Source organism: Salipiger pentaromativorans (assembly GCF_024721115.1).
Taxonomy (GTDB): Bacteria; Pseudomonadota; Alphaproteobacteria; order Rhodobacterales; family Rhodobacteraceae; genus Salipiger; species Salipiger pentaromativorans.
The window spans coordinates 1-23,939 of sequence record NZ_JAMDHK010000014.1 but is presented as its reverse complement, the minus strand read 5'-3'; the positions used below and the strand labels follow the sequence as shown (position 1 = coordinate 23,939).

Genomic DNA, 23,939 nt, shown 5'->3' with positions numbered 1-23,939 from the left:
GTTCACTCCGCCAGGATCCAGGTGTCTTTCACGCCCCCGCCCTGCGAGGAGTTCACCACCAGCGACCCTTCGGTCAGCGCCACGCGGGTCAGCCCGCCCGGCACGAGTTCGATCTTTTCGCCCACGAGACAATAGGGGCGCAGGTCCACATGGCGCGGCGCGATGCCCTCCTCCACGAAGGTCGGGCAGGCCGAAAGCGAGAGCGTCGGCTGCGCGATGTAGTTCTCGGGGTTCTCGCGGATCTTGGCCTCGAAGGCCTCGATGGTGGATTTGTCCGATTTCGGCCCCACCAGCATACCGTAGCCGCCCGATCCGTGCACCTCTTTCACCACCAGCTCCGGCAGGTGTTCGAGCACGTATTTGCAATCGTCCTTCTTGGCGCATTGCCAGGTGGGCACGTTTTCCAGCACCGGCTCCTCGCCGAGATAAAAGCGGACCATCTCGGGCACATAGGTGTAGATCGCCTTGTCGTCGGCCACGCCCGCGCCCGGCGCCGAGCAGATCGTCACGCCGCCCGAGCGGTAGACATCCATCAGCCCCGGCACGCCCAGCATCGAATCCGGGCGGAAGCACAGCGGATCGAGGAAACTGTCGTCGATCCGGCGATAGATCACATCCACCTTCTTGGGGCCCTCGGTGGTCTTCATCCAGACGAAATCGCCCTCGACGAAAAGATCCTGCCCCTCGACCAGCTCGACCCCCATGAGATCGGCCAGGAAGGAATGTTCGTAATAGGCAGAGTTGAACTGGCCGGGCGTGAGGATCACGATATTCGGCTCGCTCATGCATTTCTTGGGCGCCACCGAGGCCAGCGTCTTTTTCAGAAGCCCGGCATAGCCGTCGACCGGCGCAATGCGGTTCTCCATGAAGAGCTGCGGGAACATGCGCATCATGATCTCGCGGTTCTGGAGCATGTAGCTCACACCCGAGGGCGTCCGGCAGTTGTCTTCCAACACATAGAACTGGTCGGGCCCGGTGCGCACCAGATCGACGCCGACGATATGGCTGAACACGCCCTTGGGCGGCATGAAGCCCACGGCGGCCTTTTCATAGGCCTCGTTATTGGTGACCAGATGTTCGGGAATGCGGCCCGCGCGGATGATCTCGCGCCGCCCGTAGACATCGCAGAGAAAGGCGTTGAGCGCCGCGGCCCGCTGGCGGATGCCGCGGTCGAGCTTGCGCCATTCGGTATCGGTCAGCACCCGCGGGAACATGTCGAACGGGATCAGCCGCTCCGGGTCGCCGCCTTCACCATAGACGGCAAAGGTGATCCCCACCCGCCGGAACAGCGCCTCGGCCTCGGATTGCTTGAGGCTTCGGAGCTCCGCAGGCATGGAGCGATACCATTGTTCGAGATTTCGATAGGCGGCGCGAACGTCTCCGCCGTTCATCATTTCGTTGAAGATCGGGGCTTGCTTGGCGCTCATTGTATTCCCTTCGCTCTGCGCCTCAAACTCCAACTTTCCGGGCATAAGGAAAAGGCCCCCCAGGCAAAATTTTGTCCCCCACGAGGCCAAAGCCCAAAACTTAGGCAACGCCGGCATACGAATCCCGAAGTCGCGATTTCCGGGCCGTATTCTCCCCTATGCCACGAAACTGACGCAAATCAGCGCCCAAAAAATACACACACAACCCAAAACATGCACGCAAAATGTGCAAAAATTCCCCGGGCCCGGCACCTTCCGGAAATTGACGTGGAGGCACCCCGACGCTCCGCTAATCAAAGGGGCGTGCTCCGGGAGGAGTGCAAAAACGGGGATGCCCCGGCACGGCACGAAAACGTGCAAGCACGGTCGGGGCGCAACAACAACGAAGCGGCGAGCAGTCATTTTCTGCCCCGCCCGGCCGAACAGGCGGGGCGGCGACGGGAGGATCGCGCCGCGCACAAGGGATGTTACCTAATGATTAAAACGCTGAAACTTTCGGGCGTGGCCGCCGCGGCGCTGTTCGCCGCTGGCGCAGCCTCGGCACAAGACGTGACCTGCCCGATCAAGGTGGGCGTTCTGCACTCGCTGTCCGGCACGATGGCGATCTCGGAGACCACGCTGAAAGACACGATGCTGATGCTGATCGCCAAGCAGAACGCCGCCGGTGGCCTGCTGGGCTGCGAGCTGGAAGCCGTGGTCAAGGATCCGGCCTCCGACTGGCCGCTGTTCGCGGAAAAGGCGCGTGAGCTGATTTCGAACGACGAGGTCGACGTGACCTTCGGCTCCTGGACCTCGTCGAGCCGCAAAGCCGTTCTGCCTGTCCTCGAAGAACTCAACGCGCTCTATTTCTACCCGGTGCAGTATGAGGGCGAGGAATCCTCTAAGAACGTGTTCTACACCGGCGCCGCCCCGAACCAGCAGGCGATCCCTGCCGTCGATTACTTCCTTGACGAACTGGGCGTCGAGAAATTCGCGCTGCTCGGCACAGACTATGTCTATCCGCGCACCACGAACAACATTCTGGAATCCTACCTCAAGGACAAGGGCATTGCCGAAGAGGACATCTTCGTGAACTACACGCCCTTCGGTCAATCCGACTGGTCGACCATCGTGGCCGACGTCGTCGCCCTGGGCGAAGACGGCAAGCAGGTCGGCGTGATCTCGACCATCAACGGCGATGCCAACATCGGGTTCTACAAGGAACTCGCGGCGGCGAATGTGTCGGCAGACGACATCCCGGTCGTGGCCTTCTCGGTGGGTGAAGAAGAGCTGTCGGGCCTCGACACCTCGAACCTCGTCGGCCACCTGGCTGCATGGAACTACTTCATGACCGCCGACACGCCGGAAAACGCCGAGTTCATCAAGGAATGGCATGAGTTCATCGGCGACGACAAGCGCGTGACCAACGACCCCATGGAAGCGCATTACATCGGCTTCAACATGTGGGTGAAGGCCGTCGAAGCCGCCGGCACCACCGACGTTGACGCCGTGCGCGAAAACATGTGGGGCCTCGAGTTCCCGAACCTGACCGGCGGCATGGCGGTGATGGGCACCAACCACCACCTGTCCAAGCCGGTGCTGATCGGCGAGATCCGCGCCGACGGTCAGTTCGACATCATCTCGCAGACCGAGCCGGTCCCCGGCGACGCCTGGACCGACTACCTGCCGGAATCCGCTCCGCTCAAGTCCGACTGGAAAGAGCTCGAGTGCGGCATGTACAACACCGAGACCTCGACCTGCGTCCAGATCAAGTCGAACTACTGATCTGAGCCACTCCGGCGGCGGGCGCGGTCTCCCTTCGCGCCCGCCCCTCTCCTCCCCTCCGGATTTTCCGTAAAGGCTGCCATATGTTGCGTGCGCTTCTTCTCGCCTTCGCGCTCGTTCTGTGTCTCTGCATGCCGGCGGGACCGGCACGGGCACAGGATCAGGATCTTCAGACGATCCTCCAGACCCAGGCCGAAGAGGTCGCCAGCCCCGGGCGGCAAAGCGTCGGCACGCTCATCGAGGCCCTGACCGCCTCGGGCCTTCCTTCGGTGCCGCTGTTTCTCGAACGCTGGGCCGACCGTGGCGTCTATCAGCGCAGCAGCGACGGGCTGTTCTATTTCGCAGAGAAACAGGGCGACGATTATGCGCTGAGCGATATTGCCAGCGGCGCCCCCGCCGGCACCGCGCCCGGCTCCGAGATGACCCAGATCCGCCCCAATGGCGGCGTCCGCCGGGTCATCGCCACCGCGCTGGTGCAGTTCCAGCTTTCCGATCCCGACATTACCCGCCGCAGCGCCGCGCTCGACGCCATCGCCCGCAGCCCCGAACCCGACCAGCTGGAGCCGCTGCGCAACTCCATCGCGGGCGAGACCGATCCAGAGCTGCTGGCCCGCAAGGAGCGGCTGGCGGGCATGCTCGCCGCCCGCTTCGGCGATACGGCAGACGAGCGCATCGCCGCCATCGAGGCGCTGTCCGGCGCGCTGTCGGTGGATGTGCGCGCGGTGCTGAACCAGATCCTCACCACCAAACCCGGCGTGGCCACGGCGCTGCCCGAGAACGCCAACATCGCCCGCACCCTAACGCCCGGCAAGGATCTGACCGAAGACGAGGCCTATGCCCGGCTTGTCGAGGCCGGCCTCGCGCCCGCCATCTGGAGCCGCGACCAGATCAAGGCCGCGCTGACCGAGAACATCGCCGATGGCGCGGTGGGCGGCGTGCCGCTGGGCCAGCTTGTCAGCGAAGACGGCCGCGACCGCGCCTATGCGGCGCTGGCCGCCGCAGGCACCGTGCCGCCGCTGGTCACAAAGGCGGATGAGGCGACCGCCGTCAGCGCCCATGTGTTTTACGAGGAATACGACGAGACGGACGCCAGCATCACCTCGGCCGCCCGCGAGGCGCTCGACGAGGTGGAGACCCGCGTGTTCTTCAACCAGATGCTCGATCTCGGGCTCGACGCGCTGTCGCTGGCCTCGATCTATTTCCTCGCCGCCATCGGGCTCGCCATCACCTTCGGGGTGATGGGCGTGATCAACATGGCCCATGGCGAGTTCATCATGATGGGCGCCTATACCGGCTATGTGGTGCAGCAGATCATCCCCGACTACACCGTCAGCATCATCGTCGCCCTGCCGCTCGCCTTCGCGGTGACCTTTGGCGCGGGCGTGGCGATGGAGCGGCTGGTGATCCGCTGGCTCTACCACCGCCCGCTGGAAACGCTGCTGGCCACCTTCGGCATCTCCATCGCGCTGCAGCAGCTGGCCAAAAACATCTTCGGCACGCAGGCCCGGCCGCTGACCTCGCCCTCCTGGCTCGACGGCGCCTGGGTGCTGAACGATGTGGTGGGCATCGCCAATATCCGCATCGCGATCTTCGTGCTGGCGCTGATCTTTCTCGGGCTCATCCTCTTCGTGCTGAACAAGACCCGGCTGGGTCTGGAGGTACGCGCGGTGACGCAGAACCCCGGCATGGCGGCCTCCATGGGCATCAACCCCGACAAGATCAACATGCTGACCTTCGGCCTCGGCTCGGGCATCGCCGGCATCGCGGGGGTGGCCATCGGGCTTTATGCCAAGGTCACCTCGGAGATGGGCGCCGATTACATCGTGCAGAGCTTCATGACCGTGGTCGTGGGCGGCGTCGGCAATGTCTGGGGCACGCTGGCGGGCGCCGGGCTGATCGGCATCCTCCAGAAAGGGATCGAGTATTTCAACCCGTCCAACACGCTGGCGGCGCAGACCTATATGATCCTCTTCATCATCCTCTTCATCCAGTTCCGCCCCAAGGGCATCGTCGCCCTCAAGGGCCGCGCGGCGGGGGATTGAGCATGGATACGCCTTTCTGCCAAGCCGCACCCGGCCCCGCGTTCCGGCCTGCCTCCGGCGGGAGTATTTTCCGGAAAGATGAAAGCAGGGGGAGGGATCGTCTTTCATCTTTCCCCAAATACTCAGGGAAGATTTGCGGCGGCGCGGCGGCCTCCCTGCCCCGCCCCGCCTTCAGGGAGATCCAGTCATGAACGGCAGTTTCCTGTCCCAGAACCGCTCGGTCTTCTGGTTCCTGCTTTCGCTCGCGGTCTTCGTGCTGATCGTCACCGTGCTGTCGGAAGCGACCGGCAACGGCATGATCTCCACGAGCTTCGTCAAGACGCTGGGCAAGACGCTCTGCCTGATGCTGGTGGCCATCGCCATGGATGTGGTCTGGGGCTACACCGGCATCCTGTCGCTGGGCCACATGGCGTTTTTCGGGCTCGGCGGCTATATGATCGGCATGTGGCTGATGTATGCGCGCATCGAGATCATCATCACCGAAAGCCTGCGCGCCGCCGCCATCCCGCCCACCCCGGAAGAGATCCACGACGCCATCGGCACGCAGATCTTCGGCGTGGTGGGCAGCTCGGACTTTCCGCCGATCTGGATCTTCGCGCATAGTTTCTGGCTGCAGATCGCCATGGTGGTGCTGGTGCCGGGCCTGCTTGCGCTGGTCTTCGGCTGGCTCGCCTTCCGCTCGCGGGTGACCGGCGTCTACCTGTCGATCCTGACGCAGGCCATGACGCTGGCGCTGTCGCTGTACCTGTTCCAGAACGAATCCGGACTGCGCGGCAACAACGGCCTTTCGGGGCTGCAGAACCTGCCCGGCCTCGACGCGGTGCCGCAGGCGCAGATCTCCATCGCCTTCTTCTGGGCCTCGGCCGTGGCGCTGGGGGCGGGCTATGTGCTCTTTGCCTGGGTGGTCTCGGGCAAGATGGGATCGGTGATCCGGGGCATTCGCGACAATGAAAGCCGGGTGCGCTTCCTCGGCTACCATGTGGAGAGCTACAAGCTTTTCGTCTTCACCCTGACCGGCATCGTCGCGGGCATCGCGGGCGCGCTTTATTACCCGCAGGCGGGCATCATCAACCCCAACGAGATCGCGCCCATCGCCTCGATCTACCTGGCGGTCTGGGTCGCCATCGGCGGGCGCGGGCGGCTTTACGGCGCGGCGCTTGGCGCGGCCTTCGTCTCGCTGCTGTCGAGCTGGTTCACCAGCGGCGGCGCGCCCAACATCCCGCTGGGTTTCTACACGATCCAGTGGACCGACTGGTGGCTTGTGCTGCTGGGCGTGAGCTTTGTCGCCGTCACCCTGCTCGCCCCCAAGGGCATCGGCGGGCTGTTCGACCTGATCGCGACGCGCGGCAGCGCTGAAGGAGGAGAGAAGAAATGAAAACGCTTCTCGAAATGTCCGGTGTCTCCGTCAGCTTCGACGGGTTCAAGGCGATCAACAACCTGAGCTTCCAGATCGGCGAGCCGGAGCTGCGCGCCATCATCGGCCCCAACGGCGCGGGCAAGACCACCTTCATGGACATCATCACCGGCAAGACCCGGCCCGACGAGGGCAAGGTGATCTATGGCGAGAAATCCATCTCGCTCTTGAAGATGAGCGAAAGCCAGATCGCCATGGCGGGCGTCGGGCGCAAGTTCCAGAAACCCACCGTCTTCGAGGCGCAGACCGTGCGCGAGAACCTCGCCATGGCGCTGAAGAACAAGCGCGGGCCCTTCGACGTGTTGCTTTACCACAAGACCAAGCGCGGTGCCGCGCGGATAGAGGAGCTGGCCGAGACCATCGGCCTGACCGACAGCCTGCCGCGCATCGCGGGCGAGCTGAGCCACGGGCAAAAGCAATGGCTGGAGATCGGCATGCTGCTGGCGCAGGACCCGCGCCTTTTGCTGGTGGATGAGCCGGCGGCCGGCATGACCCCCGCCGAGCGCGAACACACCACCGACCTGCTGAAGCGCGCCGCCGAGAAACACGCGGTGGTGGTGGTCGAGCACGACATGGAGTTCATCCGGCGGCTCGACTGCAAGGTGACGGTGCTCTGCGAAGGGTCGGTGCTGGCGGAAGGCTCGCTCGATCACGTGACCTCGAATCCCGAGGTCATCGAAGTCTATCTGGGGCGCTGATCATGGCGCCCCGCACATCCCGACGGAACGATGCGCCACTGCCGCGCAAAGCCCCCGCGCCCGGAGGTCCCTCATGCTGAGCGTCGACAACCTCACCCTGCATTACGGCCAGAGCCAGATCCTGCACGGCATCTCGCTGACGGCGGAACCCGGCAAGGTCACCGCCGTGACCGGCACCAACGGCGTGGGCAAGACCTCGCTGCTGAAGGCCATCGCGGGCCGCCACCCTTACAGCGGCGGCGCCATCACGCTCGACGGCGCGCCGCTCAACCATCTCAACGCCTTTCAGGCGGGGCGCGCGGGCATCGCCTATGTGCCGCAGGGGCGCGAGGTGTTCCCGCTGATGACGGTGCAGGAGAACCTCGAGACCGGCTTTGCCTGCCTGCCGAAATCCGAGCACAAGGTGCCCGACCACATCTTCGAGCTGTTCCCGATCCTCAAGGATTTCCTGCACCGCCGGGGCGGCGATCTCTCGGGCGGGCAGCAGCAGCAGCTGGCCATCGCCCGCGCCCTGATCACCAAGCCCCGCGTGCTGCTGCTCGACGAGCCGACCGAGGGCATCCAGCCCAATATCATCCAGCAGATCGGGCGGGTGATCTCGCAGCTGCGCGATCAGGGCGGCATGGCGATCATCCTCGTGGAACAGTATTTCGATTTCATGTGGGAGCTTGCCGACAGCTTTGTCGCCGTGCAGCGCGGCGCCGTCTCGCTGGCGGGCAAGGCGGGCGAGATCGACCGCGAGGCGCTTTTGGCCAAGGTTTCGATCTGAGCCACGGGTGAGCGATCCCGGCTAAATTGCTGCGGCGCGGCGGATTTTCCGCTTGCCCAAATCGCTTTGAGCGCCAATTCTCCCGCTCGGGAGAATTGTTTGCATGCTGCCAAAGGCAGAGAACCGAGGACGTGCCACAGATCCCGTGCCCGAGGGCGCGGGGCCAAGCGGTGAAAGCGCCGCAGGCACGGGGGCAGACACTCCAGATCCGCGTTTTTTGACCGTCCGGCCCCCGTGGGACCGCCGGGCGACCCGTGCGTTTCCGACGCTTTGTGACAGGAGGACCTGATGAAATCGATTCGTATGCCGCTTTTGGGCAGCGCCGCCATGGCGCTTGCGCTGACAGCCAGCGCCGCCGGGGCGGAGACCATCCGCTTCTGGACCACCGAAGAGCAGCCCGAGCGGCTGGCCCGTCAGGAGGCGATGGCGGCGGCCTTTGCCGAGGCGTCGGGTCATGAGGTCGAGGTGATCCCCGTCACCGAAAGCGAGCTTGGCACCCGCGCCACCGCCGCCTATGCCGCGGGTGACCTGCCGGACGTGATCTATCATCCGCTCTCCTACGCCCTGCCCTGGGCCGAGGCGGGCATTCTCGACCCGGAGGCCGCCACCGACGTGATCGAGGATCTGGGCGCCGACACATTCGCGCCCGGCGCGCTGGCGATGGCGAGCTTCGAGGACGGTTACGCCTCGGTGCCGGTCGACGGCTGGACGCAGATGATCCTTTACCGCAAGGATCTCTTCGACGCTGCGGGGCTGGAGGCGCCGACCTCTTACGCCGCCGTCGAAACGGCGCTGGAGGCGCTGCACAATCCGCCGTCGATGTATGGCTTCGTGGCCGCCACCAAGGTCGACGAGGCCTTCATGTCTCAGGTGCTGGAACATGTCTTCCTCGCCAATGGCGTGTCGCCGGTGGGGCCGGACGGGTTCGCACCGCTCGACGAGGCCAAGACCACCGAGGTGCTGGAGTTCTACAAGACCATCGCCGAGGCCTCGCCTCCGGGCGATCTCTACTGGGACCAGTCGCGCACGCTCTATTTCTCGGGCAACGCCGCGATGATCATCTGGTCGCCCTTCATCCTCGACGAGCTGGCGGGCCTGCGCGACAGCGCGCCGCCCACCATCAACGATGACCCGACCTCGACCGAGCTGGCCTCGAAAACCGGAATCGTGACCAATTTCTCCGGCCCCTCGAACCCCGACGGCGCCGCCTGGGCGAGCCTGAACTTCTTCGGCATCACCTCGGACGCGGCCACCGACGCCGCCGAGGCCTTTGTCGAATATTCGCTCGACCAGGGCTATGTGGAGACGCTGGCCATCGCGCCCGAGGGCAAGTTCCCGATCCGGCGCGGCACGGCGGACGCGCCTGAGAAATTCGTCACCGAATGGTCGAAACTGCCGGTCGGCGTGGACCGCAAGGCGCCGCTGGGCGACCTCTACCCGCAGGAGATGATCGACGAGATCGTCGCCGGGCTCGACGTGGCGCAGCGCTGGGGCGTGGCCGACGGGCAGCTGGCGCTGGCCTCGAAGATGATCAACAGCCAGGCGGTGAACCGGGTGGTGCGGGAGTATATCGACGGGCAGATCGACGCCCCCGCCGCCGTCGCCAGGCTGAACGAGGAACTGGGCGCGATCGACTGATCGCCGCCCCGCGCCGGGACCTCTGACCGGAGGTCCCGGACCACGTCCGGGACGGGAGGTTTTCCATGACAGACGCTGTGCCCCCCACCGGCACCGGCCCGCTGGCCAGACGCGAGGCGCGGCTGGCCTGGGGGCTGCTGTTTCCGACGCTGGCGGCGGTGTCGCTGGTGGTGATCCTGCCGCTGCTGGCGGTGTTCTGGATCAGCTTCAAGCCGGTGGGACTCGCCGATCTGCGCCCGCCCGCCCCGGTGGTGCGCGAGGATATTCGCGGCGATCTGGCGGCACCGGGCGATGAGGCGACGCTGCGCTACCGGCTGCGCAACTCCTCGCAGGACCAGCCCATTCTGGGGGTCACGCTGAGCGACGCCTGGCCCGAGGGGCTGGAGGCGGGCGAACTGGACCCGCGCTGCACCATCGCGGATGGGCGGCTCTCCTGTGCATTTGGCGACTGGGAGGGCGGCGCACGCGAGCAGCTGCGCATTCCGGTGACCGCCACGGAGGCCTATTTCGCGGGGCCCGGCGCCACGGACAGCGATCCGGTCATGGGCGGAGAGGCGCGGAACATCCTGACGAGCTTTGACTTCACGCTGGAGAATTTCGCCCAGATCTTCGATGGCGGAGAATTCTGGTCGGTGCTGGGGGTGACGCTGTTCTATACGGTCTTCGGCACGCTCGGCGCGCTGATCATGGGGCTGTTCGCCGCCATGCTGCTGAACAAGAGCTTCAAGGGTCAGGGCATCCTGCGCGGGCTTTACCTCTTCCCCTATGTGGCTCCGGTGATCGCCGTGGCCTTTGCCTGGATCCTGCTCTTCGATCCGTTCTCGGGCTCGGCCAATGCGCTGCTGATCCAGATGGGGGTGAGCGAGGGCGCGATCAATTTCTTCGGCGAGCGGCCGCTGGCGCTGCTGATGGTGACGCTGTTCGAGATCTGGCGCTATTTCCCCCTGTCGTTCCTCTTCATCCTCGCGCGGATGCAGAGCATCGACCACGACATGTACGAGGCCGCCGACATGGACGGTGCCTCGCCCTTCCAGAAATTCTGGTATCTGTCGCTGCCGCAGCTGCTGGGGATCCTCTCGGTGCTGTTCCTGCTGCGCTTCATCTGGACCTTCAACAAGTTCGACGACATCTTCCTGCTGACGGGCGGCAATGCCGGCACGCGGGTGCTGACGGTGAATGTCTACGAACAGGCCTTTGCGCTGTCGAACATCGGCGCGGGCGCGGCGGTGGCGGTGGTGATCTTCTGCTGCCTGCTGCTCTTTTCGCTCTTCTTCTTCAAGGTGATGAGCCGGGAGGAAGGGCTTTGAGCGCGCGCGTCATGACCGGCGGAGCGCCCGGCCGCGCGGGCGGTTTTTTGCGTATTTGGAAAGAGAAGAAGATGCGGGGTGTCGCATGAAGACCCTGAGATACGGTTCCGTGACGGCGCCGGTGCTGGGGGCGCTGTGGTGTTTCGTCATCGCGGTGACGCTGGCGGTGGCGATGAGCTTTGCCACCGGCGCGCCGTTCCGGCCCGCGCTGCTCTGGTCGCTCCTCTGGGGCGCGGGCATCGGGTTCGGCGCGCTCTTCGGGGCGGTGACGCTCTGGGGCGCGGCGCTGGGGGTGTTTGTGCTGGGGGTTTTGGGAATCGGCCCGATGGCCTCGGGGGATGGCACGGGTGTGGTTGCGCTTGCCCTGGGTCATGGCGCGGTGGCGCTCTTCACCGCGCTGGGGGCGCGCAAGATCCTCGAGGAGTGCCGGATCGGCGCGCTCACCCGGCATGAGTTCGAGGAGGCGGTGATCCGGTTTCTGACCGGCTTCGGCTATATCTTCTTCACCGCCATCGTGCTCATCCCCTTCTATGTGATGGTGATGACCAGCCTGAAGAACCAGGCGCAGCTCATGGCCAACCCGCTGGATTTCTCCATCGACCTCACGCAGGGGCTGTCGCTTTTCCGCAGCTATGGCGAGCTGATGACCGAGTACAGTTTCGGCTCCTATCTCTGGACCTCGTTCTATGTCTCGGTGCTGACCGTGCTGATCACGCTGGCCTTCGCCATTCCCGGCGCCTATGCGGTGGCGCGGCTGCGGTTCCGGGGGCAGGCGCTGTTTGCGCGCTCGATCCTGCTCATCTACATGGTGCCGATGATTGTGCTGGCGCTGCCGATCTATATCGCCTTTTCGATGACGGGGCTGCGCAACACCATCTTCGGCATCGTGATCATCTATCCGGTGACGACGATCCCGGTGGCGCTTTACATGCTTCAGGGCTATTTCCGCGGGCTGCCTGCGGAGATCGAGGAGGCCGGGCTCATGGACGGGCTGAGCCGCCTCAAGGTGATCTGGCAGATCACCCTGCCGCTGTCGCTGCCGGCGCTGGCCTCGGTGTCGCTCTACGTCTTCATGATCGCCTGGAACGAGTTCCTACTGGCCTTCATGCTGCTCGACGATCCGTCGAAATTCACCCTGACGCGGGGGATCGCCTCGCTGAACTCGTCCGAGGTGCCGCGCCAGCATCTGATGGCGGGCGCCGTCATCGCCACGGTGCCGATCATGGTGCTGTTCCTCGGGCTGGAACGCTTCATGACCAAGGGGCTGACGGCGGGGAGCGTCAAGGGGTGAGACATGGGTTTGCATCGCAAAATGAAAGACGCCGGGGGCGTGTTTCAAATGTCGACCGCGCCGGGCAGCCGCGCGGCGTGGAGAGGAGCGCGCCGTGAGCGATAGTCTCGACGATCAGGCCCGCGCCGTGCTGCGCGGCAACGACCGGGGCGGCTATACGGTGCCGACCGACATGCTCTATCCGTTCCAGTGGAACTGGGACAGCGCCTTTGCCGCCTGGGGGTTTTCCACCTTCGACAATGCGCGGGCGTGGCGCGAGCTGGAGACGCTCTTTGCCGCGCAATGGCCGGACGGGATGGTGCCGCATATGGTGTTCCACGACGACGCGCCGGGCTATTTTCCGGGGCCGGAGGTCTGGGGCGCGGGCGGCGAGGTGCCGACCTCGGGGATCTCGCAGCCGCCGGTCGCCGCGACGCTGGCGCGGATGATCTGGGAGGGCGACCGCGAGGCCGGGGAGGCGCCGATGCGGGCGCTCTATCCGAAGCTGATGGCCTGGCACCGCTGGTGGATGGAGACGCGCTGCGGGTCCGGCGCGGTGGCGGTGTGCCACCCCTGGGAATCGGGCCGCGACAATTGCCCCGACTGGGATGTCGGGCTGGCCAATGTGGATGGCTCCGGCACGGGCGACTATGCGCGGCGCGACGCGGCCCAGGTGGATGGCGCCCAGCGCCCCACCAAGCAGGAATACGACCGCTATCTCGCGCTGGTGCGGTTCGGCAAGGAGTGCGGCTGGGATCAGGCACGGATCGTAGCCGATTGCCCCTTCCTCATGGCCGATCCGGGCATCACCTTCATTCTCATCCGCGCCCATGACGATCTGGCCGCGATCGGGCGCGCGCTCGGCGAGGATGTGGCGGAGATCGAGGCCTGGGCGGCGCAGCTCCGCGAGGGGGTGCAGACGCTCTGGAACGCGGATCTCGGCGCCTATGACGCGAAGGATCTGCGCAGCGGCAAATGGGCGGGTGTGATCGGCTCGGGCGCCCTGCTCTGCTGGCTGGCGCGTTGCGAGAGGCCCGAGATGGAGGCGCATCTCGCCCGCATGTGGGACGCAGTGACCTACGGGCTGCCCTCGTCCGACCCGGGGGCGGCGAGCTTCGAGCGCAAGCGCTACTGGCGCGGGCCGGTCTGGCCGCAGATGAACGCGCTCATCGCCCTGGGGTTTCTCAGCGCCGGCAAGGACTGGGACGAGGCGCGGCTGCGCGAGGAAAGCGCGGCGCTGATCGAGGCATCGGGGTTTCGCGAATATTTCGATCCGATGGATGCCGCCCCCTGCGGTGGCGATAATTTCACCTGGACCGCCGCGTGCTGGCTGGCCTGGGCGGGGAGGTAAGAGACATGGCAAGCATCGAGCTGAAAGCCGTCGAGAAATGGTATGGCGACGCGCAGGTCATCAAGGGCGTCGATCTGGACATCGAGGAAGGCGAGTTCGTCATCTTCGTCGGCCCCTCGGGCTGCGGGAAATCCACCCTTCTGCGGATGATCGCCGGGCTGGAGGAAACCTCGCGCGGGCAGATCCTGATCGGCGGCAAGGATGCGACCTCCGAGCCGCCGGCGCGGCGCGGGCTGGCCATGGTGTTCCAGAGCTACGCGCTCTACCCGCATATGTCGGTGCGCGAGAATATGGGGTTCTCGCTGAAGGCGGCCGGGGTGCCCAAACCCGAAATGGCCGCCAAGGTGGACGAGGCGGCGCGGGTGCTGAAGCTTGAGGCCTTGCTCGACCGGCGGCCCAAGGATCTTTCCGGCGGGCAGCGCCAGCGGGTGGCCATCGGGCGCTCCATCGTGCGCGACCCGACGGCGTTTCTCTTCGACGAGCCGCTGTCGAACCTCGACGCGGCGCTCAGGGTCGAGATGCGCTACGAGATCGCCAAGCTGCACCAGGCGCTGCAATCGACGATGATCTATGTGACCCACGATCAGGTGGAGGCGATGACGCTTGCCGACCGCATCGTGGTGCTGGAGGCGGGCAAGGTGAGCCAGGTGGGTTCGCCCCGCGAGCTTTACGAGCGGCCCGGCAACCTGTTCGTGGCGCAGTTCATCGGCTCGCCCAAGATGAACGTGTTTCCGGCGGCGACCGCCGGGCTGCGGCTCGATGCGCCGCTGCCTGCGAAGGCCGAGCATTTCGGCATCAGGCCCGAGCATATTTCGCTGGGCGCACCGGGGGCCGGGCAAATCGACGGCATCGTGGATGTGATGGAGTATCTCGGCGCCGACACCTATGTGATCGTGGACTGCGAGGGCGCGGGAAAGCTGACCGTGCGCAGCCATGGCGAGACCGGACTGGTGCCGGGCGCCACCTGCGGGCTGGTGTTCGAGGACGGTCAGACGCATCTCTTCGACAAGGCGGGGCTGGCGATCCGGGGGTGAGTTGGCGTGAGGCCGCAGAGCGCCTTTCGATACGTTGCGGGCACGGTGGGCAGGATTGCCCACCCTACAGATCCGCATTCCTCCCGCCCCGGACTTGATCCGGGGCCTCCGGGTTTGGCTTTGCGGTCGGTTTCTCGAATGGAACACCCAATCCCTGCCCCCTGGCCCGGAATCAAGCCGAACGCACCGGGCCCAGCGGCGGCCCGTTCGGGCGGGCTGACGCTTTGGTAACGCAAGCGCATAGCTGCGAGGTCCTTCGGGTCTGGCCGGGATAAACGACGGGATTCAACAGGTCAGTGCGTCAGCCCACGGGCAACCGCTGGGCCCGGCATATTTGGCGCTTGTGACAAGGGCGACTTCAGCGCCACCAGCCCCCCAAACCATCCGCATCCGCGCATCATGGCGCATGGGCAGCCCCGCTCCCCCATGCTAGAGGCGACCTATTCTCCCAAGGAGCCGCGCCCATGATGCCCCCCACCCTGCCCCTGACCCGCGATCTGGTGCTGATCGGAGGCGGGCATACCCATGCGCTGGTGCTGCGCATGTGGGGGATGAAACCGCTGCCCGGCGCCCGTGTCACCGTCATCAACCCCGGCCCCACCGCGCCCTATTCCGGCATGCTGCCAGGCTTTGTCGCGGGCCATTACGACCGCGAGACGCTGGACATCGACCTGGTGAAACTCGCGCGTTTCGCAGGCGCAAGGGTGATCCTTGGCGCCGCCGAGGGCATCGACCTCGCGGCGCGCGAAATCCACGTCCCCGGACGCCCGCCGGTGGGCTTCGACGTGGCCTCCGTCGATATCGGCATCACCTCGGCCATGCCCGATCTGCCGGGCTTTGCAGACCACGCCATCCCCGCCAAGCCGCTTGGCCCCTTCGCCAGCGCCTGGGCGCGCTATCGCGATGGCGGCGGCCCCGCCTCGGTCGCGGTGATCGGCGGCGGCGTGGCGGGGGCCGAGCTGGCCGCCGCGATGGCCCATGCGCTGAGAACGCGCGGCCGCGCGGCCGAAGTGCACCTGCTCGACCGCAGCGCCGCGCTGTCTGCCCTGCGCCCGCCCGCCGCCGAAAAACTCCGCCGCGCCCTCGCCCGCCAGGGCGTCACCCTGCACGAACAGGCGGACATCACCGCGATCACCGCCGAGGGTCTGACCCTCGCCGACGGCACGCATCTCGCCGCCGCCTTCGTGACCGGCGCGGCGGGCGCCTGGCCGCACCCCTGGCTGGCCGGCACCGGGCTCGCCCTGCACGGGGGCTTCATCGCCGTCTCCCCAACGCTGCAAAGCTCCGACCCGGATGTCTTCGCCGCCGGCGATTGCGCGCATCTGACGCAAAGCCCGCGCCCCAAGGCCGGCGTCTATGCAGTCCGCGAGGCGCCCGTCCTCTTCGACAACCTGCGCGCCAGACTGACCGGCGACGCCACGCCCCGCCCCTATCGCCCGCAAAAGGATTACCTCAAGCTCATCTCTCTGGGCGAAAGATCCGCCCTTGGCGACCGCTTCGGCCTGGCGCTCTCGGGCCCGCTGATGTGGCGCTGGAAGGACCGCATCGACCGTCGGTTCATGGAGAAATTCCAGGCGCTGCCGCAGATGCAGCCGCCGCCCCTTCCCACGCCTCGCGCCGCGGGCAGCAAGGAGGCGCTCGGCGACAAACCCATGTGCGGCGGCTGCGGCGCCAAGGTCGGGCGCGATGCACTCTCGGCGGCGCTGGCACACCTGCCGCCGCCCGAGCGCGCCGATGTCACCCCCCTGCCCGGCGACGACGCCGCGCTGCTGACCACCGGCGGCACCCGTCAGGTGCTGACCACCGACCATCTGCGCGCCTTCACCGCAGACCCGGTGGTCATGGCCCGCATCGCCGCCGTGCACGCGCTTGGCGACATCTGGGCCATGGGCGCCGCGCCGCAGGCCGCCACCGCCAGCCTCACCCTGCCCCGCATGTCCGAGCCGCTGGCGGAACGCACGCTGACCGAGATCCTCACCGCCGCCTCGGAAATCCTGCGCAGCGCGGGCGCCGAGATCGTCGGCGGGCATTCCTCCATGGGCGACGAACTGACCATCGGCTTCACGATCACCGGGCTTTGCGACACCGCGCCGATCACCTTATCCGGCGCGCGGGAGGGCGACGATCTGGTGCTGACCAAACCGCTGGGTTCCGGCGTGATCATGGCCGCCGAAATGATGGGGCTGGCAAGGGGCGACTGGGTGGCCGAGGCGCTCACGAGCATGACCCGCCCGCAGGGCGACGCGGCGACGCTGCTCGCCGGCGCGCATGCGATGACCGATGTCACGGGCTTCGGCCTCGCCGGCCATCTGCACGGGATCTGCATGGCCTCGGGCAAAAGCGCCGAGCTTGTGCTCGACGCGATCCCGCTGCTGCCCGGCGCCGAGGAGCTGGCAGAGGCAGCCATCCGCTCGACGCTCTACCCCAAGAATCGCGATGCTGTCCCGTCGCTCGACACCCCCTCGGAGCCGGCGCTGCAACCACTGTTCGATCTGCTCTTCGATCCGCAAACCTCGGGCGGCCTGCTCGCCGCCATCCCCGATGGCGCGGCGGCGGTCAGCCAACTGCAGGCTCTGGGCTATGAGGCCGCCGTCATCGGCCGCATCGCCGGCGACTGGCCGGGTCAGATCTCGATCGTCTGAAGCGCCTCGGCGATACGGTCCGCCAGCCGGTCGAGGCCGCTATCGTCCAGCGTCGGCGTCTCGAAGCGCCGCAGCACATCCGGCGTCATCGCCGCCATGGATTTCTCATAGGCCGGATCGTAGTGATCGGCCGCCAGCGACCGGCACAGCTCCAGACGCGCGCCCGACGCAATCAGCTCTTCCCAGCGATCCACCAGCGCATGACCGCGATGATAGCGCAGCGGCGAGAGCATGTCCCGAAGCCGCTCGCCATCGGACAGAATGTCGTCATAGGCCGCATCGAGATAGGCCGCGCGCGCCGCCAGCGGCGCCGAGACCTCGATCCAGGGCGCCTGTTTCATCGCCTCCCACAGCGATGGCGGCAGCAGGATCTGGCCGATCTTGCTGCTTTCCGCCTCCACCAGCACCGGCCGCGCCGGATCGAGTCGGCTCAGCGCCTGCGCGAGCCCGGTCTCAAAGGCTTTCTGGCTGGGCTGCCCGCCCGGCATATCCCCCAGCAAGGATCCGCGGTGCCGCGCCAGCCCTTCCAGATCGACCATCTGCACCCCGCGCGCCGCGAGCCGCGGCAGCAGCGCGGTCTTGGCGGTGCCGGTATAGCCGCCGAGCTGAATCAGCCGGTGCGGCAGCGGCATCTCGTAAAGCGCCCCGGTGACCAGCCTCCGGTAGCTGCGATAGCCGCCCTCGACCGCCTCGGCGCGCCAGCCGATCTGTTGCAGCATCCAGGCGAAAGAGCCCGAGCGCTGCCCGCCGCGCCAGCAATAGACCAGCGGCCGCCAGCCGCCCTCGTGATGTGCCAGCGGCCCCTCGATATGGGCGGCGGCGTTGCGGAACACCAGCGCGGCGCCGAGCTTGCGCGCGAGAAAGGGGCTTTGCTGCTTGTAGATGGTGCCGACGCGCGCGCGTTCCTCGTTGTCGAGCACGGGAAGGTTGATGGCGCCGGGCACGTGATCTTCGGCAAACTCGGCGGGGCTGCGCACGTCGATGACCGTATCGAAGCCGTGGCTGAGGAAATCGGAGAGGGACGGAAAGCTGCGCGCCATGCCCGCAGATGTAGCGCGCGCGCCGGGCGGAGGGAAGCCGGATTGCATCTGCTGCGGGGGCATGTGTTTTTTTCGGTGAAAACCCTCTGGACACCGCCTTATGGCTCGGCTATCCCCCCTGCACCCGAAGGGCGGCGCCCTTCTCCGGTGCCCGGGTAGCTCAGGGGTAGAGCAGTGGATTGAAAATCCTCGTGTCGGTGGTTCGATTCCGCCCCCGGGCACCACAATATTCACCAACCCTGTGATTTTAAATAAAAAATCGTCTGGTTTATTTTTCAGCCCCCCGTTTAGTCCACCCTTTTTGGCGCGAAGCTATGTGTCGAAATGTGCCCTATTTCACCGAATCGTTGAGGTAAGCAGCTCGTTTGTCCTAGCCTTGAAGCCTCTCGGGAAACTTGTCGAAACCCGAGCATCGCGATGCTCTTCACTCATGGAGACATCGTGATGAGGATACTTTCAAAACGCCAGGTCAAGGAGCTGGTCCTGTACTCGCCGCAACACATTGCTCGCTTGGAGAAAGCCGGCCAATTCCCGCAACGGGTCCGGCTGGGCGTCAACCGCGTGGGCTGGGTGGAGGCCGAAGTCCTGGACTGGCTGGAAGACCGGCTTGCGCGCCGAGAAATGCCTGACCGACACTCCTGATACAGGAGCCGGGTGATCGGGTGTGCACAGCCCGATCACCCACTTTCATCTCTCTCCTGTTTGGGTACCCTTGACAAAAAACCTGGATGAAGCGCGCTCGGCCCTGATCGAGCGCATGTACCGTTGAGCCCCCGCAGCCTTGTCAAAACAGTACACTCGCGGGATGGTTGATGAGCAGCGCGCCCCGTGGGGGGGGCAAATCGCCAGCACGTTACGCTGTCTTTGCGACGAGCCTTCCGGTACACTTCGAGGGACTCCCTATTTTTGCCCTTTTTGTGCCTTATCTGAGCTGTCTTAGTAGGTAGCAGAGATTCAGTCGGTGCCCCGATGGGCTCACTGGACAAGTATCAAGCAAGGTCATCAGCCGACCGTGGCAGAGGTAGCAATGAGTGATTCAGGTTGGTCTGTAGTCTCGACATGCGCGGAGCCAAAGAAGCTCGTGGAAGCCTTCGTCGCGCACCATCTAGCCCAAGGTGCCGAAGAGATATTTTTGTTCTTCGATGACCCTTCTGATGGGTTGGCTAAGGTGTTCTCCGGCGTCCCAAGGGTTGTGTGCATCGAATGCGATGAGAGTTTCTGGAACTTGAGCCGCCCCAAAAAGGGCCGCCCGAGCGGACATCGGCAACGTCAGACCCACAACGCAGAACTTGCCGCTAGAAAGCTCTGTAAGAGCGACTGGATTGCACATATTGACGTTGACGAATTCTTGCTTCCGAGAGCGGCTGGCAGCATTTCGAATATGCTGAAAGCGGTACCGTCGGAAATTGATGCGGTGCGCGTATTGCCAGCCGAGCGCATGTTCTTAGAATGTCCCACCCCCGGTCAGCTATCGTTTGACGGCATCTTCAAGCTCAAGCCCGAGTGGAGTAGCGGCTGGGGTGAGGAACTTTATGGGGAGCTGGGAATATTCTTCCGGAATGGCTTTCAGGGACATGAGGTTGGAAAGAGCTTCAAACGGTGCAAAAACCGAACGGCGCGATTTAATATTCATTTTGTCCGCAAAGATGGAGAGAATATTCCTGAGGTAACGATAAGTCAAAATGAAGCGGTTCTGCTGCACTTTTTTCCAAGTTCCATCGAAGACTGGCGAGACAAGTACGAGCGAAGAATTGATGATAAAGCATATTTTGAGACAATGCCAGAACAAGCGAAGCGCCGATATTCACTGTATGGCTTGGCACGCGAGGAAGGCGGGTCAGTAGCCGTGCGTGAGCTCTTTGAGACATTGAATGTTCTTTCAGAAGATTCACAGGTAGTCCGGAAAAATCCAGATCAGTTTTTTAAACCACATCTGGACTTCAAGACGAACGTGGAGAATCTCGTGAGCCCGTACGTCACTAGCGGCAAAGAATTCCAGCATATGTCTGCCCCTTCCGATGAAGCTATTCCTGAGGACCAGAAGATATTTCAGATTGGCATGAATCGGGGTGGCACAAAAGAAATTTGCGCAATGTTTGGGCGCCGCGGAATGACATACGCCCACTGGGATCATGGTCGATTGGCGAAGAATTTGAAAGACGCTATCGAGAGAAATGCAAAACCGTTCATTGGGTATGAACAATACCAATTGCTCAGCGATATTTCATTCGGTAGCAAAGGCGAAAATATCTATGATGGCTTCTATGATTTTGAGTACATTCTACGCCACTTCCCTTCATCAATATTTATCCTTAATTACCGCCCAGTTGAGCAATGGCTACGCAGCAGGAAGCGATTTCGGGGTGGTAAATATATTTCCGAGCACATGATGGCACATGGTCTGGCCAATGAGGCTGAGGTTTTGGAAAAGTGGCGTAGCGACTGGACCTCTCATGAGAAGAGAGTTCGAGAAATGGCTGAGGACGGAAGAATTCGTCTATTAGAATATTCGCTCAACACTGAAAAGCCCTCCCGCTTCTTCGCCCGACTTGAGGACATGCTGAAACAAGATCTTCGGAGGTGACGAGAAAATGACGAGTAGCGTTCTAAAGTTTGGAGATGCAATTAAACTTGCGTGGACTGAACGAACCCGAAGGGGTCCAACCGTTCTCTTTGCTGACACGAGAAAAGCCTGGCGCGCACGTAAGCGTATCATCGAGTGCCGAGATGCGAACTGCATCGATCTCTATATTGATGAAAGTAAGCCGTATAACGTGTCGGAACTCGTAGCAGCGCTGGAGATGGTTCGAACGTTCGTTTCAGACGAGTTCGGCCTCATTGCCTGCAACGGTGCCGTTGTGCCCAGCCTCGCTTTTGCGGCTGAGCTCTTTCCTGCGAAGATCGTCTTGGCGAACCCGGAACCCTGTGAGCAAGATCTGGGTTTCAATGCAGTGAGCCAGAAAACATTTCCTGACCTGCAAAACGTTCGGGGCATCAAGGTGATACATGAGCGCAACGACGCATTTTCGGAAGGAATTGTTCAGGAAATCGCCTCGCATAACGGAAATATAAAGCGGCTCAGGGTTTCTGAGTTTTCGAATATCCTGTCAAATATAATTAAAAGCCCGGGGTATGTAGGATCTTTTGCCTCCACCTTGAAGCCTTGAGGGGGGCTAACGAAATAGCGGTGACGCGCAGCCAGTGTCATCACCACGTCTGAAAAAGAACTGATCAATTTCTTAGAGTACAACCATACTACAGCCCGCTATCGGAAGCTGACCGTTGATCGAATGCCCAGAATGACTTCAGCTGGGAGGCATTGGGCTGAACTCTAAGCGATTCTGGTTTGCAGGCACCGCTGATCCAATATCATGCGCTTGATAGGGGCGAACAAGCGAACATGCTATGTTCTTGCCCTTGGACTGTGGTCCAACCATGCAGATTCGAGCTGCAACTGTGAAGCCATACATCATGACGTACTCAGATAGCGCGATCTCAAGCTGGACGATCCGTTCTTCCAAATTTGTTACATCTCGGGCCATTACAGATATCCTTTCATCCCCCTAATTAAAGCAACTATATTAACAGATCGTAAACGTCACGGTGCAGGAAGGTTATCCTCGACACGATTCATCAGGCCTTCAACTCACACGCATCTTCGACGGCGAACCGCAGATAGCGCTCGCGCGTCCTACAGGTGTGCGTGGGAACATTCCGCTGTCGATCTGAGCTCGACACAAATGTCTTCGCATCCCACCAACACAGCCGGTAGAACCGTTGGGGCTTGGCCTTCTAGCACCTTTGCATAGCAATGCGAACCCGAACGCCTGTACCTTGTTTGAGTTAGCCAAGGCGGCAGGCGGCGCCTTCTTGTATTAGTTTTCTCAACCAAGTTTTTTGAAATACCACTTTTAGGGTATACGTCAATCGCATAAGCTACCCTAGGTGGAGCGTGAGATTGCTCTTCCCGGAACAATCATGGAGTAGAGTGGAAAATGGCTGTTATCAATGGAACGAGCAACGCGGACAACTTGGCTGGGGATGCCGCAAACGACACCATCAATGGTCTGGGAGGAAATGATACTATCCGAGGCAACGGTGGCGCCGATTTGCTTTACGGCGGCAATGGTCATGATCATATCTACCATGACGGACACAAAGGTGGATTGTATGGCATGAATGGAAATGACTATCTCTTTGCATCGAAAGACAGTGGTGCACAAGTGCACATGTATGGAGGTAGCGGGGATGACACTATTTCTATGGACTTGACGAATGACGTCTCCTGGGCAAGCCGGGACGGACATCATGTGTTTGGAGGCCAAGGGAACGACCAGTTTGTATTTGAGAACCGATCATACGCCGATGGGATGCTTGTTGGGAGAATTGATGACTTTGACAACTCAAGGGACAGCATCTGGATAGGCGGCACTCAACTAGACTTGGGAAACCTACCAAGCGGGGTAAGAGTCGTCGAACATCTTGGGCAGCAATGGTTGGTGATCGACAATAAAGCAGCATACGCGCTTGAAGGAGCGCGTAAAACGACCGGTGACATTGAAGAAGATCATTTCCGTGATGTTGAATTTTCGCTCGCGCTCCTCGCCTCTCTTCCCACAGTGGCATACATTGATCAACTGAACTACGTTGAGCACCATCTCTATGAGGATATCGAGAATTCCTTGAATATCATTTCTGTGGGCGCAGGAACTGTGAACGGTTCCAGCTCGGCAGACCGCATATACGATGGAGGAGGAGACTCGAATACCATCTACGGGAACGGTGGTGGAGATGTTATCGACGCCAATGGCGGTCATGATACTGTCTACGGTGGAAGCGGTGACGATATGATCGCGGGGGGTCTCGACGATGATCTTATCTATGGCGGAACTGGAAATGACACCCTCTATGGCGGCAGTGAAGATGACGTGATCTATGGCGAAGATGGAAATGATTCCATTTTTGGCGGAACAGGCTCAGACTCCCTCGAAGGGGCGAGCGGGAATGATACGCTTCGAGCTGGGACGGGAGATGACACCGTACGTGGTCAAGATGGAGGTGATCTCATACGCGGGGCCGCGGGAAATGACTATCTACGCGGAGGAAATGGTGATGATGAGATATACGGTGATAACGGAGATGATGAGATATACGGTGATGTCGGTGAAGACACAATTTACGCTGGATCCGGAACCGACACAATTATTGGCGGCACAGAACAGGACATTGTTTGGGGTCAAGGCGGTGCCGACATCTTCAAGTTCAACACTGGCCATCTCATAGATTGGGCCAACACCTCGGGGACAACCGCCGAGAGAAACGACCAACTGGATAGAATTGAGGATTTTGTGATCGGAGAAGACAAAATCGACTTCAGTGGGTTTGCCGGCGTTTCCTCTCGGTCCGACTTCAATATGTGGCAAACAACAATAGATGGAGATGTTTACTTCACTCTTAGGGAAGGTCTGAAAAACCTCGCGCTCTGAGGGGTTTGGTATAGACTTTGCGGGACGAAGAAGGAAGCCCCATCATGCCCAAGCAGC

Annotated in this window: 17 protein-coding genes and 1 tRNA gene; 16 read left to right on the top strand and 2 right to left on the bottom strand. The window is 62.9% G+C overall.

Annotated features, from left to right (window positions below; all coding sequences use genetic code 11):
* Window positions 1-2: 2 nt before the first annotated feature.
* Window positions 3-1,427: a circularly permuted type 2 ATP-grasp protein gene (locus tag M4578_RS18325; RefSeq protein ID WP_258094749.1), complete on the bottom strand. Its 1,425-nt coding sequence runs from the start codon at window positions 1,425-1,427 to the stop codon at window positions 3-5.
* Between the two features lie 474 nt (window positions 1,428-1,901).
* Between M4578_RS18325 and urtA the strand changes: the two genes are divergently transcribed.
* The 11 genes from urtA (at window position 1,902) to selD (ending at window position 17,356) form a co-directional block, all read left to right on the top strand.
* Complete coding sequence (urtA, locus tag M4578_RS18320; RefSeq protein WP_258094748.1) at window positions 1,902-3,191, top strand: urea ABC transporter substrate-binding protein; 1,290 nt, start codon at window positions 1,902-1,904, stop codon at window positions 3,189-3,191.
* An 83-nt stretch (window positions 3,192-3,274) separates the two neighbouring features.
* Window positions 3,275-5,233 (top strand): urea ABC transporter permease subunit UrtB, encoded by a 1,959-nt coding sequence (urtB, locus tag M4578_RS18315; protein ID WP_258094747.1) that lies wholly within the window; start codon window positions 3,275-3,277, stop codon window positions 5,231-5,233.
* A 187-nt stretch (window positions 5,234-5,420) separates the two neighbouring features.
* Window positions 5,421-6,608, top strand: coding sequence for an urea ABC transporter permease subunit UrtC (gene urtC / locus M4578_RS18310; RefSeq protein WP_258094746.1), 1,188 nt, complete (start codon window positions 5,421-5,423; stop codon window positions 6,606-6,608).
* Window positions 6,605-7,345 carry an urea ABC transporter ATP-binding protein UrtD gene (gene urtD, locus M4578_RS18305; RefSeq protein ID WP_258094745.1) on the top strand — a complete coding sequence of 247 codons (741 nt, stop codon included), beginning with the start codon at window positions 6,605-6,607 and terminating at the stop codon, window positions 7,343-7,345. The genes urtC and urtD overlap by 4 nt, the downstream gene beginning before the upstream one ends.
* 73 nt (window positions 7,346-7,418) lie before the next feature.
* Complete coding sequence (gene urtE / locus M4578_RS18300) at window positions 7,419-8,114, top strand: urea ABC transporter ATP-binding subunit UrtE (RefSeq protein WP_258094744.1); 696 nt, start codon at window positions 7,419-7,421, stop codon at window positions 8,112-8,114.
* A gap of 288 nt (window positions 8,115-8,402) precedes the next feature.
* Window positions 8,403-9,752: an ABC transporter substrate-binding protein gene (locus M4578_RS18295; RefSeq protein WP_258094743.1), complete on the top strand. Its 1,350-nt coding sequence runs from the start codon at window positions 8,403-8,405 to the stop codon at window positions 9,750-9,752.
* Between the two features lie 65 nt (window positions 9,753-9,817).
* Window positions 9,818-11,059, top strand: coding sequence for a carbohydrate ABC transporter permease (locus M4578_RS18290; protein WP_258094742.1), 1,242 nt, complete (start codon window positions 9,818-9,820; stop codon window positions 11,057-11,059).
* A gap of 85 nt (window positions 11,060-11,144) precedes the next feature.
* Window positions 11,145-12,350, top strand: coding sequence for a carbohydrate ABC transporter permease (locus M4578_RS18285; RefSeq protein WP_258094741.1), 1,206 nt, complete (start codon window positions 11,145-11,147; stop codon window positions 12,348-12,350).
* A gap of 94 nt (window positions 12,351-12,444) precedes the next feature.
* Window positions 12,445-13,680: an MGH1-like glycoside hydrolase domain-containing protein gene (locus M4578_RS18280; RefSeq protein WP_258094740.1), complete on the top strand. Its 1,236-nt coding sequence runs from the start codon at window positions 12,445-12,447 to the stop codon at window positions 13,678-13,680.
* 5 nt (window positions 13,681-13,685) lie between these two features.
* Window positions 13,686-14,714, top strand: coding sequence for an ABC transporter ATP-binding protein (locus tag M4578_RS18275; protein ID WP_258094739.1), 1,029 nt, complete (start codon window positions 13,686-13,688; stop codon window positions 14,712-14,714).
* A 464-nt stretch (window positions 14,715-15,178) separates the two neighbouring features.
* Window positions 15,179-17,356, top strand: a complete 2,178-nt coding sequence (gene selD, locus M4578_RS18270) for a selenide, water dikinase SelD (RefSeq protein WP_258094738.1) — start codon at window positions 15,179-15,181, stop codon at window positions 17,354-17,356.
* On the opposite strand, the gene mnmH is transcribed toward selD, so the two are convergent.
* On the bottom strand, window positions 17,338-18,396 hold the full coding sequence (gene mnmH, locus M4578_RS18265) for a tRNA 2-selenouridine(34) synthase MnmH (protein ID WP_258094737.1): 1,059 nt from the start codon (window positions 18,394-18,396) through the stop codon (window positions 17,338-17,340). The two genes, selD and mnmH, sit on opposite strands and share 19 nt — an antisense overlap.
* A 149-nt stretch (window positions 18,397-18,545) precedes the next feature.
* On the opposite strand from mnmH, the gene M4578_RS18260 reads away from it, so the two are divergent.
* The 5 genes from M4578_RS18260 to M4578_RS18240 all read left to right on the top strand — a co-directional run bounded on the left by M4578_RS18260 (window position 18,546) and on the right by M4578_RS18240 (window position 23,882).
* Window positions 18,546-18,620, top strand: a tRNA-Phe gene (locus M4578_RS18260).
* Window positions 18,621-18,840: 220 nt separating this feature from the next.
* Entirely contained in the window at window positions 18,841-19,038 is a 198-nt protein-coding gene (locus tag M4578_RS18255; protein ID WP_258094736.1) for a helix-turn-helix transcriptional regulator, read from the top strand.
* A 385-nt stretch (window positions 19,039-19,423) separates the two neighbouring features.
* A complete protein-coding gene (locus M4578_RS18250; RefSeq protein WP_258094735.1) occupies window positions 19,424-20,980 on the top strand; it encodes a glycosyltransferase family 2 protein in 1,557 nt (518 codons plus the stop codon).
* Window positions 20,981-20,987: 7 nt separating this feature from the next.
* Complete coding sequence (locus M4578_RS18245; RefSeq protein WP_258094734.1) at window positions 20,988-21,563, top strand: hypothetical protein; 576 nt, start codon at window positions 20,988-20,990, stop codon at window positions 21,561-21,563.
* 828 nt (window positions 21,564-22,391) lie between these two features.
* The gene (locus M4578_RS18240) at window positions 22,392-23,882 is read left to right on the top strand and encodes a calcium-binding protein (RefSeq protein ID WP_258094733.1); all 1,491 of its coding nucleotides are present in this window, start codon (window positions 22,392-22,394) and stop codon (window positions 23,880-23,882) included.
* Window positions 23,883-23,939 lie beyond the last annotated feature (57 nt).

What these genes read in the sequence shown, in the direction of transcription:
- M4578_RS18325 (WP_258094749.1), bottom strand. Translation starts at nt 1,427, where the DNA reads ATGAGCGCCAAGCAAGCCCCGATCTTCAACGAAATGATGAACGGCGGA.
- urtA (WP_258094748.1), top strand. Translation starts at nt 1,902, where the DNA reads ATGATTAAAACGCTGAAACTTTCGGGCGTGGCCGCCGCGGCGCTGTTC.
- urtB (WP_258094747.1), top strand. Translation starts at nt 3,275, where the DNA reads ATGTTGCGTGCGCTTCTTCTCGCCTTCGCGCTCGTTCTGTGTCTCTGC.
- urtC (WP_258094746.1), top strand. Translation starts at nt 5,421, where the DNA reads ATGAACGGCAGTTTCCTGTCCCAGAACCGCTCGGTCTTCTGGTTCCTG.
- urtD (WP_258094745.1), top strand. Translation starts at nt 6,605, where the DNA reads ATGAAAACGCTTCTCGAAATGTCCGGTGTCTCCGTCAGCTTCGACGGG.
- urtE (WP_258094744.1), top strand. Translation starts at nt 7,419, where the DNA reads ATGCTGAGCGTCGACAACCTCACCCTGCATTACGGCCAGAGCCAGATC.
- M4578_RS18295 (WP_258094743.1), top strand. Translation starts at nt 8,403, where the DNA reads ATGAAATCGATTCGTATGCCGCTTTTGGGCAGCGCCGCCATGGCGCTT.
- M4578_RS18290 (WP_258094742.1), top strand. Translation starts at nt 9,818, where the DNA reads ATGACAGACGCTGTGCCCCCCACCGGCACCGGCCCGCTGGCCAGACGC.
- M4578_RS18285 (WP_258094741.1), top strand. Translation starts at nt 11,145, where the DNA reads ATGAAGACCCTGAGATACGGTTCCGTGACGGCGCCGGTGCTGGGGGCG.
- M4578_RS18275 (WP_258094739.1), top strand. Translation starts at nt 13,686, where the DNA reads ATGGCAAGCATCGAGCTGAAAGCCGTCGAGAAATGGTATGGCGACGCG.
- selD (WP_258094738.1), top strand. Translation starts at nt 15,179, where the DNA reads ATGATGCCCCCCACCCTGCCCCTGACCCGCGATCTGGTGCTGATCGGA.
- mnmH (WP_258094737.1), bottom strand. Translation starts at nt 18,396, where the DNA reads ATGGCGCGCAGCTTTCCGTCCCTCTCCGATTTCCTCAGCCACGGCTTC.
- M4578_RS18255 (WP_258094736.1), top strand. Translation starts at nt 18,841, where the DNA reads ATGAGGATACTTTCAAAACGCCAGGTCAAGGAGCTGGTCCTGTACTCG.
- M4578_RS18250 (WP_258094735.1), top strand. Translation starts at nt 19,424, where the DNA reads ATGAGTGATTCAGGTTGGTCTGTAGTCTCGACATGCGCGGAGCCAAAG.
- M4578_RS18245 (WP_258094734.1), top strand. Translation starts at nt 20,988, where the DNA reads ATGACGAGTAGCGTTCTAAAGTTTGGAGATGCAATTAAACTTGCGTGG.
- M4578_RS18240 (WP_258094733.1), top strand. Translation starts at nt 22,392, where the DNA reads ATGGCTGTTATCAATGGAACGAGCAACGCGGACAACTTGGCTGGGGAT.